Raw genomic sequence first — 13269 nt, 5'->3', positions numbered from 1 at the left:
CACTAGGATGCTCATTAACTTCTGAGCATTCCGTGGCGCGATGCAGCGTCCTCCAGGCACGCGACATCGCCGGAGAATGCGAACAGCCCGATGAACGCGGCTCCCCTGTAACCTGCTTCAGCGCATTTTACGAAAGAGGAAGCATGCCATGTTGTCTCCGGTTCGTGCAGCGTCAAGCTCAAGCTTTCCCTCGCAGGGCTCCACCTCGGCGCTGAGCGTCAGCGACATCGTGCGCAGCGTCACCGCGGTTGCGCCGGTCAACCAGGTCGAGAGCCCGGACCTGACATCAGGCGCCACCGCCAAGCTCAACATCCTGCTGCTTGCCGTTCGCGCCCGTATGGTCGAGGCGCTGCTCAATGTGCTGACCGCCACCGGAGAAGCGCTTTCGCAGCCGCGCGACGACAACGAGCCGGATCTGGTCTTCGCGTCGCGGCTGGCGGACGCGATCCAGAAGCTGCCGGCCGCCAAGATCGAAATGATCGAGCGCCAGCTGGCGGCCCAGGGCCACGCGATACCGCTACGGCTGCTTGCCGAAGCGCTACAGAACCCGGCCGGCCCCGCCGCGACGCGCATCGCAGCCTATCTCGAAACCATCGGCACAAGGGATCGCGATCTCGCGACACGCGCCGTTCTCAAGTCCTACAGCCAGAACGACGGTTCGCCTACGCGCCCGGAACAGCGGCCGGAGATCAGCCTGCATCGTGATACGGTCACATCCACGCCCCGCGCCGCGACCGCGGCGACCGAGAGTGCTGGGGCCAGGAATGCGGCGGCACCAGCTTCAAGCGGGGCCATCGGCCACGAAAGCGACGTGACCGCGCAGACCGTTGTGACCGACGACGCACCAATGGCGCCCGTCGCCGAGCGGGCGGAGCCGAAGGCTGCGATGACCGCCGCAAGCGCCACGCTTTCGACCGACGAAACGGCGGAAGCGCCTGTGGCAGCGGAAGCATCCGCTCTCCCAGCCGAAGCGGAAGTAACCGAGGTCGCGGCCGAGCCGACGAGCACGCGCGACACCAAGGCCGATCCGATCATCCCGAAGAACTGGGTCGGCATTCCAGCTTCGCTGTCGAAGGACGAGACCGACATGATCGTGGTCATCATCCGCGATCAGGCGACCGAGACGCTGCTCGAGGCGACGGACGTCGAGCCGGCGGTCGATATCGACGTTCTGCTCGACGACACGCTGATCGCCGACATTCCTGATAATCTCAAGCGCCCCGCCGAGCAGATGCTGATGGCGAACGGGCTGGCGAAGCCGATGACAGCGCAGGCTGCCCCCTCGCCGCTGGAGGCCGTGGCGGCACAGGCGGCCGCGCGGCAGCCGGCACAGGCGGATACCGACACGCCATCGGCAACGCGGCAGATGATCGACGCGACCTATGCGCCGGTTCTGATGAAGGTCATCGAGGGCGTGCCCTATGCGCCGCAGCCCTATGACTTCGCCAAGGACGAGACTGACGATGCCGGTTCGCGCGAGATGAACCGCGAGGACCACAACGGCAATATCGACCAGGGCGACGAGAACGAAGACGCCGAGGGGGATGGCGACGAACAGGATGGTGCGAACGAGGCGGAGACGCTTGAGGAGCAGGTGCTTGTGGTTGATGACGACGCCGCATTCATGGCCGCGCAGCAATCCGCAATCGCCGCACCCATGCTCGATGAGATGGGCGAGCCTATCCTGATGTTGCCGGGTCCCGGCCTGCCGATGGCGCCGGCGAGCGATGAGGCCTATGCGCGCTACCGGCGGATGGTCGGCTGGGAATAGCTCGGCTCGGAACGGGCGCAAGCCGCAACGACCAATCCTTAGAAACGAAAGAACCCGCCGGATCGCTCCGGCGGGTTCTCTTATTCTTCAAGCCTTGAAGGCTGGCGATTATTCGCCGCGGTTCTTCAGAGCCGCGCCGAGGATGTCGCCGAGCGAAGCGCCAGAGTCGGACGAACCGAACTGAGCAACGGCTTCCTTCTCTTCAGCGATTTCCAGAGCCTTGATCGAAAGCATGACCTTGCGGTCCTTCTTCGAGAAGTTGGTGACGCGAGCGTCAACCGTCTGGCCAACCGAGAAGCGCTCCGGACGCTGGTCGTCGCGATCGCGAGCGAGGTCAGCGCGGCGGATGAACGAGGTGATGTCTTCGTGGTCTACGAGCTTCACTTCGATGCCACCGTCGTTGACGGCGATGACTTCAGCCGAAACAACAGCGTTCTTGCGCAGGTCGCCGGAAGCGGCAGCTTCGCCGACCGAGTCCTTGCCGAGCTGCTTGATGCCGAGCGAGATGCGCTCCTTTTCGACGTCTACATCGAGAACGACAGCCTTAACGACATCGCCCTTGTTGTATTCTTCGATGACCTGTTCGCCCGGACGGTTCCAGTCGAGGTCAGAGAGGTGCACCATGCCGTCAACATCGCCGTCGAGGCCGATGAACAGGCCGAATTCGGTCTTGTTCTTGACTTCGCCTTCGACTTCAGTGCCGGCCGGATGGTTGCGAGCGAATGCCGCCCACGGATTTTCCAGCGTCTGCTTGAGGCCGAGCGAAATACGACGCTTGGACGGATCGACTTCGAGAACGACGACTTCGACTTCCTGGCTCGTGGACAGGATCTTGCCGGGGTGTACGTTCTTCTTGGTCCAGGACATTTCCGAGATGTGGATCAGGCCTTCGATGCCCGGCTCCAGCTCGACGAACGCACCGTAGTCGGTGATGTTCGTGACGGTACCGGAGATCTTCTTGCCTTCCGGATACTTGGCCTGGATACCATCCCACGGATCCGACTCGAGCTGCTTCATGCCGAGCGAGATGCGGTGGGTTTCCTGGTTGATGCGGATGATCTGAACCTTGACCTGCTGGCCAATGGACAGGATTTCCGACGGATGGTTCACACGGCGCCATGCCATGTCGGTGACGTGCAGCAGGCCGTCGATGCCGCCGAGGTCAACGAACGCACCGTAATCGGTGATGTTCTTGACGACGCCGTCAACAACCTGGCCTTCTTCGAGGTTCTGAACGATTTCAGAACGCTGCTCGGCACGGGATTCTTCCAGAACCGTACGACGCGATACGACGATGTTGCCGCGACGCTTGTCCATCTTGAGGATTTCGAAGGGCTGCGGGTTGTGCATCAGCGGGGTAACGTCGCGGATCGGACGGATGTCGACCTGCGAACGCGGCAGGAAGGCAATCGCGCCGTCGAGGTCAACCGTGAAGCCGCCCTTGACCTGGTTGAAGATAACGCCTTCAACGCGCTCACCAGCTTCGAACTTGGCTTCGAGCTTGACCCAGCTCTCTTCGCGGCGAGCCTTTTCGCGCGACAGAACAGCTTCGCCGAGAGCGTTTTCGATGCGCTCAACGTAAACTTCGACTTCGTCGCCGACCTTGAGCGTGCCGTCCTTGGCCTTGGCGCCGAATTCCTTGAGCAGAATGCGACCTTCGACCTTGAGGCCAACGTCGACAACGGCGGAGTCCTTCTCGATTGCCGTTACGATACCCTTGGTTACATAGCCTTCAGCCAGATCGTTCTTGGCAAAGGATTCTTCCAGAAGGGCCGCGAAATCTTCGCGAGAGGGAGTAGCTACTGACATGAAATCTCCTGCGTGTCCGGATTTCTGGACACGTATGCGCCGGTTGGTTCGTGTTGAATGAGCCTGATCCCCGTCCGCCCTCTTATCGAAGGCAATCCGGCGCTTGGACGGAATTTCAGGCTGTCGTTCAAGGCGGTCAGGGCAAAGCCTGGCGGAACGCCTCAAATCCTAGTTTCGGTTCAAGGCGGCATCGATGACCGATTTCGCAGCTTGAAACGCGGCTTCTATACTCATTTCCGACGTATCAAGCAAGTGCGCGTCTTCGGCTGGTTTCAAAGGGCTGTCGGCCCGTCCCATGTCGCGTTCGTCGCGTCGCTTGACGTCTTCGAAAATCGCCGCGAAATCGGCAGCGATCCCCTTGGCCTTGATCTCGTCGAAACGGCGCCTCGCGCGCACTTCGGCCGATGCCGTCACATAAAGCTTCACCGGTGCTTGCGGGCAGACCACCGTTCCGATGTCGCGCCCATCAAGCACCGTGCCCGGCGTGCGCTCCGAAAACTTGCGCTGCGCCTCGACCAGCGCGCGGCGCACCGACGGCATCACCGCGATCTTCGAGGCGGCTTCGCCGATCTCGTGCTTCGAGAGGATATCGCGATCGAGACCGGCGAGTTCAACCTCGATGGCCATTTTTTCGGCCGTCGCCTCGTCATCCAGCGCCAGGCCGGCATCGAGCAGCGCCTTGGCGGTGGCGCGGTAGGTCAGGCCGGTGTCGAGATGGTGGAAGCCATAGGTCTCGGCGATGCGGCGCGACAGCGTGCCCTTGCCGGCCGCGGCCGGTCCATCGATGGCGATGACAAAATGGTCTGAACTGGTCGGCATGCTCGTCTTTCTATCCCGCCCGATATTCTCAGGGCATTGCTGTCGGCCGATCTCGATCGGCCGGTGTCTCAAATCTCTTTGCCTACTTCTGGCAAGCCGCCATAGCGGCGCACGAGATCCGTCATCTCGTCCTGGCCCGCCGTTTCGCCGAGCCCCGCCGCCACACCTTCGCGGTCGGCGATCGGTCGGTTCTGGCTGACCTTCCACTTGCCCTCGATGGCGGAGATCTCGATCTCGACGCCGACGATGCCCTTCATCTGCGCCTTCACATAAGCGTCCGGCGCATCGGTGACGGCCCAAGGCTTTTCACGTGGCGTCTCGTGCTGCGTGGTCAGCGCGGTGATCTGCGCCAAGAGCCAATCGGCGTCGTCGATGACGCGGGCGGTGCCGCGGACCTGCACCACGGCGTAGTTCCAGGTCGGCACGACCTTGCCGGTCTCGCGCTTGGTCTCGTACCAGGAGGGCGTGACATAGCTGTCGGCGCCCTGGAAGACGACAAGCAGTTCGGCGCCATCTGCGAGATCGCGCCATTGCGGATTGGCTTTGGCCAGATGCAGACGAAGCGTTCCCTTCTCGGATGCCGCCGCATCGAGATGAAAGGGCACGGAATTGGCCATCAGGCCGGAGGCGCCGGTCGTGATCAAGAGGCCGAGCGGATGCGCCCTGATCAGCGCGTGCTGGACGCCAAGATCGTCTTCCCTGAAATGCGGTGGCTGATACATGTCGCCCATCCGTCTGCTGCCGGAACCTGCCGGCGTCACGTTGCCCATCGAGTATTCGCGGCTCACTAGCACAAAGCAAAGGCCCGGTCATCTGCCGCGCAGGCGCGCGCTTGCGTTGGCGATACGTGAAGTTAGGCTTTGACATGGCGGCCCGCAACGATTATGGGGACCGGCTTATAAATTCCGAACAGAACGCCGGTTTCAACGGCATTTGCCGAACTCAGGTTCGGCCATTCTCACGATCACGAGGCTCAACAGTGGCGAAAGCTGAACTTGGAACCAAGCGTACCGATCCGGAAACCGGCAAGAAATTCTACGACCTGAACCGGAACCCGATCGTTTCTCCTTACACGGGCAAGACCTACCCGCTCTCCTTCTTCGTCGAAAGCTCGGCTGCGGCCGCTGCTGAAGCCGCGCAGGAAGAGGAAGAAGTGGCCGAAGTCGATACCGAAAGCACGGAAGTCGAACTGGTCTCGCTCGAGGACGCAGACGGCGACGCATCCGGCGACGATATCCCTGACATGGGCGACGACGACGTCGAAATCGAAGGCGATGACGACGACGATACCTTCCTGGAAGCCGACGAAGACGACGACGATGACGACATGAGCGACATCATCGGCGTGACCGGCGACGAAGAAGACGTCTGATTTCGAACAAGGATCGGCCCGGGCGAGAAAAATTCACCGGGCCGATTTTTTAGGCTTGCCATCTGCGAAAACCGCACGTATTAAGCCGCCACTTCCCGAGGACAAGCGCTTCGCGAAGCATCCCAGGCCCGGCACAAACCGGTCCACCCTGATGGGGCTATAGCTCAGCTGGGAGAGCGCTTGCATGGCATGCAAGAGGTCAGCGGTTCGATCCCGCTTAGCTCCACCAAATTTTTCCCAATCAAATTGACTTGGTCAAGGGCAAAGAAGCCTACCAAAGTCCGATGAGCTTGCCGGCACCTGCAGCGACTGATGCTAGCGCAAGATAGGTTACCGCAAGTTTTCCGGACGCGGCGACTTCGATCAAGCCGATCAGCTTAATACGCAAAAATTGTTCATTCGATTTCATTAAAGCGCTTCCCAACCATAGATGACATGATCGGTTTAAACGCACGGATATCACAGAAAAAGACAGTCTGATTTGATGTGACGAAAACCTATCACATCAAATCAGCGCTGGTTTGCCGTGATGGAGAAACTCTCCACGAACATAGACATAAATTGCTCCGGCGATACCTGCGACCTAACGGCGTCGTAAAGCGCCATAAGCGGATTTTCCGCCTTGTTGGTGGCTTTGACTAAACGGTTTTCGAGCGTCCTTTTGTCAAAGCTACTCCATCGGCTTGCAAACCTGGGCGAGGTTGCCAGTATCGAACATGCTTCGCTATCCGAACGGTTTTTCTCGCTTTTTAGCAGCGTCACATCAGCGAGCAGTTCAGTGTATTTTATCGGATCCCATATCTTCTGCCGACCTTTTTGACGACGCGTGGATACGTTCTTGACCTTAAAGCCGGGAACAAATTCCATTGCCATCTTCAAAGAAAGCATCACGTATGCGCTTTGATCGTCGGGTGTGGGATCTATCTCGTAATGCTTGAGCAGATCACCAAGCTTCTCCAAGCTCTCGTGCAAAGCGCGCCCGATTTCTTCCTTGTTATGTTTGTCAATTTCAGCACGGCCCTCGGGAGTATCTGTTAGCAGCGTGACACTACGAGTTTTTATCAGAATATGGTCTGCCAAAGACCCTTCGAATTTTTTCGCGGGCATGTGCTGTCCTTTGTAGGGTTTAGTGGCGTGTCTAACTAGAAAGCATGCTGTTTGCTTTCAAAGATCGCCGACTCTAAGCTAGCCTCATTTGATACAAACATACTCGGCCTCATTCATCCATGACACGACAAAGACGACGGCGGATCATTCACACCAGGCGCACCGCGACCGGATTGGTGCTCGCGGGGGCAATCTCGTTTTTGGCGGGGATGACGGATGCGACGGGGTTGGTTTTGAGCGGTGATTTCGTGTCGTTCATGACGGGGAATACGACGCGCGCGGCACTCTCGCTTGGGGCAGGCAACTTCGGGCATGCGGCCGTGTTGATCGCGGCGATCATCGTCTTCGTGCTCAGCAACGCGGCCGGGATCGTGCTTGCGCATTTCTCCGAACGGCGGGTTTTCGTGGTGCTTGGCTGCGTCGGGCTGATGCTGGCGGGTGCCTCGCTGATGAGCGAGCCCGGCCTTGCGCTCCCCCGCTTCTACGTGATCGTCGCCTCCATGGGGATGGTGAATGCCGCGGTGGAGCATATCGAGGGACTGCCGATCGGGCTCACCTATGTGACCGGGGCGCTGTCGCGTTTCGGGCGCGGCATCGGCCGCTTTCTGATCGGCGACCGGCGGCTCGACTGGACGATCCAGATCGTACCCTGGCTCGGCATGCTGCTCGGCGCCATAGCGGGCGCGCTGCTGACGCAGGTCGCGGGTGCCTCAGCACTTTGGGTGGTCGCCGCCTTCGCGATGCTGATCGCGCTGGCTGCGCTGCTGATCCCGAAGCCGCTGCAGCGGCGGTTCAATCAGTCCGCTGCCGCCCGCGCGTCGGTCCAGCGCGCGAAGTGATCGTCGCACCATCGTCAGCGCGAATCAGCTAGACGTCGTTCCAGAACCGATGCAGGAACGGAGGCCCCCGCGTGTTTGTCTTCTCGAAACTCGTCTGGATTTTCGGCCAGCCGCTGTCGCTGGCTTTCCTGCTTATTCTGGTCGCGCTGATTGCGGGACTGATCCGCTTTCGCATCATCAGCCTGCTCGCGACCGCCTGCGCCACGCTGGTGCTCTTCCTCACGCTCTACACGACTGTGGGCAACTACCTTCTGCAGGGGCTGGAGGATCGCTTCGCCAAGCCGCAGGATCCGGCTGAGCTCACATGCATGATCGTGCTTGGCGGCGGCTTCGAGAACGAGGTCAATACGTCCAGGCACGGGATCGAGATGAATGCCGGCGGCGACCGGTTCATCGAGACGCTGAGGCTGGCGCAGAAATATCCGCAATCGCGCATTCTCGTCTCGGGCGGTGATGGGTCGATGTCTGGTGTCTACGAGGGCGATGCGGTCATGGCGGAGCGGTTCTTCCCGCTGTTCGGCGTGGCGAAGGAGCGGCTGGTCCAGGAGACGACCTCGCGGACCACCTTTGAAAACGCCGTCAACACCAAGGACCTGCTGGCGAGCCAGGGGCTTTCCAATTGCCTGCTGATCACCTCGGGCTATCACATGCCGCGCTCGGTCGGGATCTTCCGCAAGCTTGGTATCGACGTGACGCCCTGGCCGACGGACTACCGGACAGACGGCCACGAGCGCCTGGCGCTCGACTTCACCCAGCCGAGTCGCAACGCGCAGAACATGGCAACAGCGATCCGCGAATGGTTCGGCCTTGTCGGATATTATTTCGCCGGGCGCACCTCGGAGCTCTATCCGCGCTGACCCCGGCTGTTTCCCGGCGCTACTTCTTGGAGATGGTGACGAACTTGGTGCCGCGCACGCGGGTGGTGATGACGCAGGGATCCGTCTTCGGATCGCCGTCGGGCCGATCGCAGAAGCGCGGATGCATCTTCATGGCCAGCACCTTGTTGCCGAAGCGCTGCACGAAATCGTAGCCATAGGTCTTGGCGGTGGCGATCATGAAATAGCCGCCCTCGGCCACCTGCAGATAGAAATTGTAGACGCAGCCGTCTTCGTCGCACTGCGGGCCCTTGGTGCCGTCGCAGGTCATTTCGCCCTCGTTGACGACGACATCGACCAACCCGTCATTGTTGATGTCCTGATGGGTGACGAAACCGTCGGAGAACTCGACCTCGGTGCATTGCTTCTTGAAATGATCCTTCTCGTAAATCTCAGGATCGGGAAGCAGCGACTGCTGGGCGTAGGCCGCGGTGGATACGGCCAGGGCCGCAACGAGGTTCAAGGCGATCAGCAGCGTTTTCACAGGTTCTCTTTTCGTCGGATAAGGACGCCATTGGTTCCTGAGTTTGGCTGATCCGCCTTGCGCCGCCCTTGCGGCCATGATTATTCGAGGGAAAGATCGCCATGGGAGCACGCGATGTCGCCATTCGTCTATCTCGACTATGCCGGCGTTGCCCTGTTTGCGGCAACGGGTGCGCTTGCCGCCTCGCGCAAGCAGCTCGATCTGATCGGCTTCCTGTTCTTCGCGGTCATCACAGGCATCGGCGGCGGCACGGTGCGCGATATCGTCCTCGGTCGCGTGCCGGTCTTCTGGGTTCTGAACCCCACCTATATCCTGGTCTGCTGTGCCGCCGGCGTCTTGGTGTTCTTCACCGCGCATATGGTGGAATCGCGCTACCGGTTGCTGATCTGGCTCGATGCGGTCGGGCTGTCGGCCTATTGCGCCATGGGTGCGGCCAAGGGGCTGGCCGCCACCGGCTCGCCGACCATCGCGATCGTCACCGGCACGCTGACGGCGACCTTCGGCGGCGTGTTGCGCGATCTCGTCGCCAACGAGCCCTCGGTGTTGCTGAGGCCGGAGATCTACATCAGCGCCGCACTCGTCGGCGCGGCGATCTTCACCGGCGCCAATGAGTTCGGACTACCGCTCTATGTGGCATCGGCCGCTGGCGTGCTTGCGGCATTCGCGGTGCGCGGCGGCGCGCTTTACTACGGCTGGACGTTTCCGACCTACAAGGCAAAGCCCGGGCGGCATCCCGACGATGTGATGTGAAAATCGATCTGGATCAGGTGCTGATCAGGAGCGCTTGGGGCGCAGGCGGATCACCACGTCGACATGGGCGATCTCCATGCCCTCGGGCGGTTCCGGCAGATTGTCGATGGTGAGGTTGCTGACCGGAATATCGAGCACGTCGTTGTCGCCTTCCACAAAGAAGTGGTGGTGATCGGAGACATTGGTGTCGAAATAGGTCTTGGCGCTTTCGACCGCGAGCACGCGGATCATGCCGGCTTCCGTGAACTGATGCAGCGTGTTGTAGACGGTGGCGAGCGATACCGGCACGCCGGCGACAACAGCCTCTTCGTGCAGTTCCTCGACGGTCAAATGCCGATCGCCCTTTGCAAAGAGCAGGTCGCCGAGCGCGACGCGCTGACGCGTCGGCCTGAGGCCAGCGCCCCGCAACCTTGCTTCAATGGTAAGAGGGGCTTCAGCCGCCATCAATAAACTCCAGCTAATCTAGCGTCCCGCAATCAGGTTTCCCTTAGCCATATAACTTTTGCACGAATGGCTTTCAATAGTTTCAATGGGGACAACAGGTGTCAAAGCGCCGCGAAATCGGGCTTTTTGCGTAATTAGTGCTGGCCGGGGGCTTGGCCTTCCTGTATGCGACCACCAAATAAGGCGCGCAGCCGGTCCTTGGACGTGGGTGAAGCTCAGTCATGCTTATGCTTCATTTTCCGTCGAACTTGGATTAAACGTTCACATCCATCAGCTTAGTTGCGGGGGGAATTAGAGTTTTCATGGCGACGAAACAATCCAGCTTCAACTATGAGGAAATCCTGGCATGCGGCCGCGGCGAGCTTTTCGGCCCCGGCAACGCGCAGCTTCCTCTGCCGCCAATGCTCATGGTTCACCGCATCACCGACATCTCCGAAACCGGCGGCGCCTTCGACAAGGGCTATATCCGCGCCGAGTACGATGTGAAGCCTGACGATTGGTATTTCCCCTGCCACTTCCAGGGCAACCCGATCATGCCGGGCTGCCTCGGCCTCGACGGCATGTGGCAGCTCACCGGCTTCTTCCTCGGCTGGCTCGGCGAGCCCGGTCGCGGCATGGCGCTGTCTACGGGTGAAGTGAAGTTCAAGGGCATGATCCGCCCGACCACGAAGCTCCTCGAATACGGCATCGACTTCAAGCGCGTCATGCGCGGCCGCCTGGTGCTCGGCACCGCCGACGGCTGGCTGAAGGCCGATGGCGAAACCATCTACCAGGCCTCCGACCTGCGCGTCGGCCTGTCCAAGGACAAAGACGCCTGATTGCACCGGGCATCCATGCCCGGTTTTCCAAGTTAGAAAAAACGAAAAGGTCGAAACACATGAGACGGGTAGTTGTCACGGGTCTGGGCGTCGTTTCCTCGATCGGCAATGACGCCGCCGAGGTCCTCGCTTCGCTGCGCGATGCCAAGTCCGGCATTTCCTTTTCCAACGATTTCGCCGAGCACGGCTTCAAGTGCCAGGTCTGGGGTCGCCCTTCGCTCGATCCGACGGATCTGGTCGATCGTCGCGCCATGCGCTTCCTGTCGCAGGGCGGTGCGTGGAACCACGTCGCGATGAAGCAGGCGCTCGCCGATTCCGGTCTTGAGGAAAAGGACTACAGCGAAAACGAGCGCACCGGCATCATCATGGGCTCGGGCGGTCCTTCGACGCGCACGCTGATCGAAGCCGCCGAGATCACCCTCAAGAACAACAGCCCGAAGCGCATCGGCCCGTTCGCCGTGCCGAAGGCGATGTCTTCGACGGCATCGGCCACGCTCGCGACATGGTTCAAGATCCACGGCGTCAACTATTCGATCTCGTCGGCCTGCTCGACGTCGGCGCATTGCATCGGCAATGCTGCGGAGATGATCCAGTGGGGCAAGCAGGACATCATGTTCGCCGGCGGCCACGAGGATCTCGACTGGACGATGTCGAACCTGTTCGACGCCATGGGCGCCATGTCTTCCAAGTACAACGACACGCCCGAGACCGCATCGCGCGCCTATGACGCGACCCGCGACGGCTTCGTGATTGCCGGCGGCGCCGGCGTTCTGGTTCTCGAAGAGCTGGAACACGCCAAGGCCCGCGGCGCCAAGATCTACGCCGAAATCGTCGGCTACGGCGCCACCTCCGACGGCTACGACATGGTCGCTCCGTCGGGCGAAGGTGCAATCCGCTGCATGCGCCAGGCGCTCTCGACGGTGAAGGGCGATGTCGACTACGTCAACACGCACGGCACCTCGACGCCAGTCGGCGACAGCAAGGAAATCGGCGCGATCCGCGAAGTGTTCGGCAACAAGATCCCGCACATCCAGTCGACAAAGTCGCTGACCGGCCACTCGCTCGGCGCTGCCGGCGTGCAGGAATCGATCTATTCGCTGTTGATGATGCAGGCCGGCTTCATCGGCGAAAGCGCTCATATCAACGAGCTCGACCCCGAGTTCGACGGCGTGCCGATCGTGCGCAAGCGCATCGACGACGCCAAGATCGACATCGCGCTTTCCAACTCCTTCGGCTTCGGCGGCACCAACGCCACGCTCGTCTTCCAGCGCTACAACGGATAATAACATGACGGGAATCATGCAGGGTAAGCGCGGGCTTATCATGGGTGTCGCGAACAACCACTCCATCGCCTGGGGCATTTCCAAGGCGCTGGCGGCACAGGGCGCGGAACTTGCCTTCACCTACCAGGGCGACGCGCTGGGCAAGCGCGTCAAGCCGCTTGCCGCCGAAGTCGGCTCCGACTTCGTGCTGCCATGCGATGTCGAGGACATCGCTTCGGTCGACGCCACTGTGGACGCGATCAAGGAACGCTGGGGCACGCTCGATTTCGTCGTTCACGCCATCGGCTTTTCCGACAAGAACGAGCTCAAGGGCCTCTACGCCGACACCACGCGCGAGAATTTCAGCCGCACGATGGTGATCTCCTGTTTCTCGTTCACCGAGATCGCCAAGCGTCTGGCGCCTTTGATGAACGAAGGCGGCTCGATGCTGACGCTGACCTATAACGGCTCGACGCGCGTCATTCCGAACTACAACGTCATGGGCGTCGCCAAGGCCGCACTCGAGGCCTCCGTGCGCTACCTGGCGGCCGATTACGGCCCGCGCGGCATTCGCGTCAACGCGATCTCCGCCGGCCCGATCCGCACGCTCGCCGGCGCCGGCATTTCGGATGCCCGCGCCATCCTGTCGTGGAACCAGCAGAACTCGCCGCTGCGCAAGACCGTGACGATCGATCACGTCGGCAACTCGGCACTCTACCTGCTCTCCGACATGGCGGCAGGCGTCACCGGCGAAATCCACTTCGTCGACGCCGGCTTCAACATCACCTCGATGCCGGCGCTCGATACGCTGCGGAAGGCCGACGCCGAGTAAGCGGCAGCCAGCAGAACCGACTGCAAGGCCATGCGCATTATATTGCGCATGGCCTTTTTATTTTATCGCACCCGTATTATCTTCGGA

General features: G+C 60.9%; 15 protein-coding genes and 1 tRNA gene. 9 read left to right on the top strand and 7 right to left on the bottom strand.

The features are described from left to right. Positions 1-148 precede the first annotated feature (148 nt). The gene (locus ACVTFQ_RS18195) at positions 149-1771 is read left to right on the top strand and encodes a hypothetical protein (protein ID WP_111563059.1); all 1623 of its coding nucleotides are present in this window, start codon (positions 149-151) and stop codon (positions 1769-1771) included. Positions 1772-1879: 108 nt separating this feature from the next. Here the strand turns inward: ACVTFQ_RS18195 and rpsA are convergent, their stop codons facing one another. The 3 genes from rpsA to ACVTFQ_RS18180 form a co-directional block, all read right to left on the bottom strand. Then, complete coding sequence (rpsA, locus tag ACVTFQ_RS18190; RefSeq protein WP_018899132.1) at positions 1880-3580, bottom strand: 30S ribosomal protein S1; 1701 nt, start codon at positions 3578-3580, stop codon at positions 1880-1882. A 168-nt stretch (positions 3581-3748) separates the two neighbouring features. Beyond that, positions 3749-4399 carry a (d)CMP kinase gene (cmk, locus tag ACVTFQ_RS18185; protein WP_111563058.1) on the bottom strand — a complete coding sequence of 217 codons (651 nt, stop codon included), beginning with the start codon at positions 4397-4399 and terminating at the stop codon, positions 3749-3751. A gap of 68 nt (positions 4400-4467) precedes the next feature. Then, positions 4468-5121 carry an FMN-binding negative transcriptional regulator gene (locus tag ACVTFQ_RS18180; protein ID WP_111563254.1) on the bottom strand — a complete coding sequence of 218 codons (654 nt, stop codon included), beginning with the start codon at positions 5119-5121 and terminating at the stop codon, positions 4468-4470. Positions 5122-5378: 257 nt separating this feature from the next. Between ACVTFQ_RS18180 and ACVTFQ_RS18175 the strand changes: the two genes are divergently transcribed. Both ACVTFQ_RS18175 and ACVTFQ_RS18170 read left to right on the top strand, forming a co-directional pair. Beyond that, entirely contained in the window at positions 5379-5771 is a 393-nt protein-coding gene (locus ACVTFQ_RS18175; RefSeq protein WP_018899129.1) for a TIGR02300 family protein, read from the top strand. A gap of 153 nt (positions 5772-5924) precedes the next feature. Then, positions 5925-6000 (top strand) — tRNA-Ala (locus ACVTFQ_RS18170). Between the two features lie 42 nt (positions 6001-6042). On the opposite strand, the gene ACVTFQ_RS18165 is transcribed toward ACVTFQ_RS18170, so the two are convergent. Continuing rightward, positions 6043-6180 (bottom strand): hypothetical protein, encoded by a 138-nt coding sequence (locus ACVTFQ_RS18165; protein WP_162718074.1) that lies wholly within the window; start codon positions 6178-6180, stop codon positions 6043-6045. A gap of 101 nt (positions 6181-6281) precedes the next feature. Beyond that, on the bottom strand, positions 6282-6878 hold the full coding sequence (locus ACVTFQ_RS18160; protein ID WP_111563057.1) for a hypothetical protein: 597 nt from the start codon (positions 6876-6878) through the stop codon (positions 6282-6284). A gap of 119 nt (positions 6879-6997) precedes the next feature. On the opposite strand from ACVTFQ_RS18160, the gene ACVTFQ_RS18155 reads away from it, so the two are divergent. Beyond that, positions 6998-7717 carry a YoaK family protein gene (locus ACVTFQ_RS18155; protein ID WP_111563056.1) on the top strand — a complete coding sequence of 240 codons (720 nt, stop codon included), beginning with the start codon at positions 6998-7000 and terminating at the stop codon, positions 7715-7717. Positions 7718-7788: 71 nt separating this feature from the next. Then, on the top strand, positions 7789-8574 hold the full coding sequence (locus ACVTFQ_RS18150) for a YdcF family protein (protein WP_111563055.1): 786 nt from the start codon (positions 7789-7791) through the stop codon (positions 8572-8574). A 19-nt stretch (positions 8575-8593) separates the two neighbouring features. Here ACVTFQ_RS18150 and ACVTFQ_RS18145 read toward each other — a convergent pair whose 3' ends face one another. After that, positions 8594-9076, bottom strand: a complete 483-nt coding sequence (locus ACVTFQ_RS18145; RefSeq protein WP_111563054.1) for a hypothetical protein — start codon at positions 9074-9076, stop codon at positions 8594-8596. A gap of 114 nt (positions 9077-9190) precedes the next feature. On the opposite strand from ACVTFQ_RS18145, the gene ACVTFQ_RS18140 reads away from it, so the two are divergent. Next, on the top strand, positions 9191-9826 hold the full coding sequence (locus ACVTFQ_RS18140) for a trimeric intracellular cation channel family protein (protein WP_111563053.1): 636 nt from the start codon (positions 9191-9193) through the stop codon (positions 9824-9826). A gap of 24 nt (positions 9827-9850) precedes the next feature. Here the strand turns inward: ACVTFQ_RS18140 and irrA are convergent, their stop codons facing one another. Then, the gene (gene irrA, locus ACVTFQ_RS18135) at positions 9851-10270 is read right to left on the bottom strand and encodes an iron response transcriptional regulator IrrA (protein ID WP_026283115.1); all 420 of its coding nucleotides are present in this window, start codon (positions 10268-10270) and stop codon (positions 9851-9853) included. 302 nt (positions 10271-10572) lie between these two features. On the opposite strand from irrA, the gene fabA reads away from it, so the two are divergent. From fabA to fabI, 3 genes are read left to right on the top strand one after another with little or no spacing between them, the layout of a single operon-like run. Further along, complete coding sequence (gene fabA / locus ACVTFQ_RS18130; protein WP_018899123.1) at positions 10573-11088, top strand: 3-hydroxyacyl-[acyl-carrier-protein] dehydratase FabA; 516 nt, start codon at positions 10573-10575, stop codon at positions 11086-11088. 59 nt (positions 11089-11147) lie between these two features. Continuing rightward, on the top strand, positions 11148-12371 hold the full coding sequence (fabB, locus tag ACVTFQ_RS18125; RefSeq protein ID WP_111563052.1) for a beta-ketoacyl-ACP synthase I: 1224 nt from the start codon (positions 11148-11150) through the stop codon (positions 12369-12371). Positions 12372-12375: 4 nt separating this feature from the next. Next, the gene (gene fabI / locus ACVTFQ_RS18120; RefSeq protein ID WP_018899121.1) at positions 12376-13182 is read left to right on the top strand and encodes an enoyl-ACP reductase FabI; all 807 of its coding nucleotides are present in this window, start codon (positions 12376-12378) and stop codon (positions 13180-13182) included. The last annotated feature ends 87 nt before the right edge of the window (positions 13183-13269 follow it).

The organism is Rhizobium sp. O111 (assembly GCF_055616315.1).
Note: the sequence above shows the minus strand (reverse complement) of the source record. Positions and strands in the feature narration are given on the sequence as shown.

Bases quoted from the DNA above. Each gene is read 5' to 3' on its own strand.
- ACVTFQ_RS18165 (WP_162718074.1), bottom strand. From the start codon at position 6,180: ATGAAATCGAATGAACAATTTTTGCGTATTAAGCTGATCGGCTTGATC.
- rpsA (WP_018899132.1), bottom strand. From the start codon at position 3,580: ATGTCAGTAGCTACTCCCTCTCGCGAAGATTTCGCGGCCCTTCTGGAA.
- fabI (WP_018899121.1), top strand. From the start codon at position 12,376: ATGACGGGAATCATGCAGGGTAAGCGCGGGCTTATCATGGGTGTCGCG.
- ACVTFQ_RS18155 (WP_111563056.1), top strand. From the start codon at position 6,998: ATGACACGACAAAGACGACGGCGGATCATTCACACCAGGCGCACCGCG.
- fabA (WP_018899123.1), top strand. From the start codon at position 10,573: ATGGCGACGAAACAATCCAGCTTCAACTATGAGGAAATCCTGGCATGC.
- fabB (WP_111563052.1), top strand. From the start codon at position 11,148: ATGAGACGGGTAGTTGTCACGGGTCTGGGCGTCGTTTCCTCGATCGGC.
- ACVTFQ_RS18160 (WP_111563057.1), bottom strand. From the start codon at position 6,878: ATGCCCGCGAAAAAATTCGAAGGGTCTTTGGCAGACCATATTCTGATA.
- ACVTFQ_RS18195 (WP_111563059.1), top strand. From the start codon at position 149: ATGTTGTCTCCGGTTCGTGCAGCGTCAAGCTCAAGCTTTCCCTCGCAG.
- cmk (WP_111563058.1), bottom strand. From the start codon at position 4,399: ATGCCGACCAGTTCAGACCATTTTGTCATCGCCATCGATGGACCGGCC.
- ACVTFQ_RS18140 (WP_111563053.1), top strand. From the start codon at position 9,191: ATGTCGCCATTCGTCTATCTCGACTATGCCGGCGTTGCCCTGTTTGCG.
- ACVTFQ_RS18180 (WP_111563254.1), bottom strand. From the start codon at position 5,121: ATGTATCAGCCACCGCATTTCAGGGAAGACGATCTTGGCGTCCAGCAC.
- irrA (WP_026283115.1), bottom strand. From the start codon at position 10,270: ATGGCGGCTGAAGCCCCTCTTACCATTGAAGCAAGGTTGCGGGGCGCT.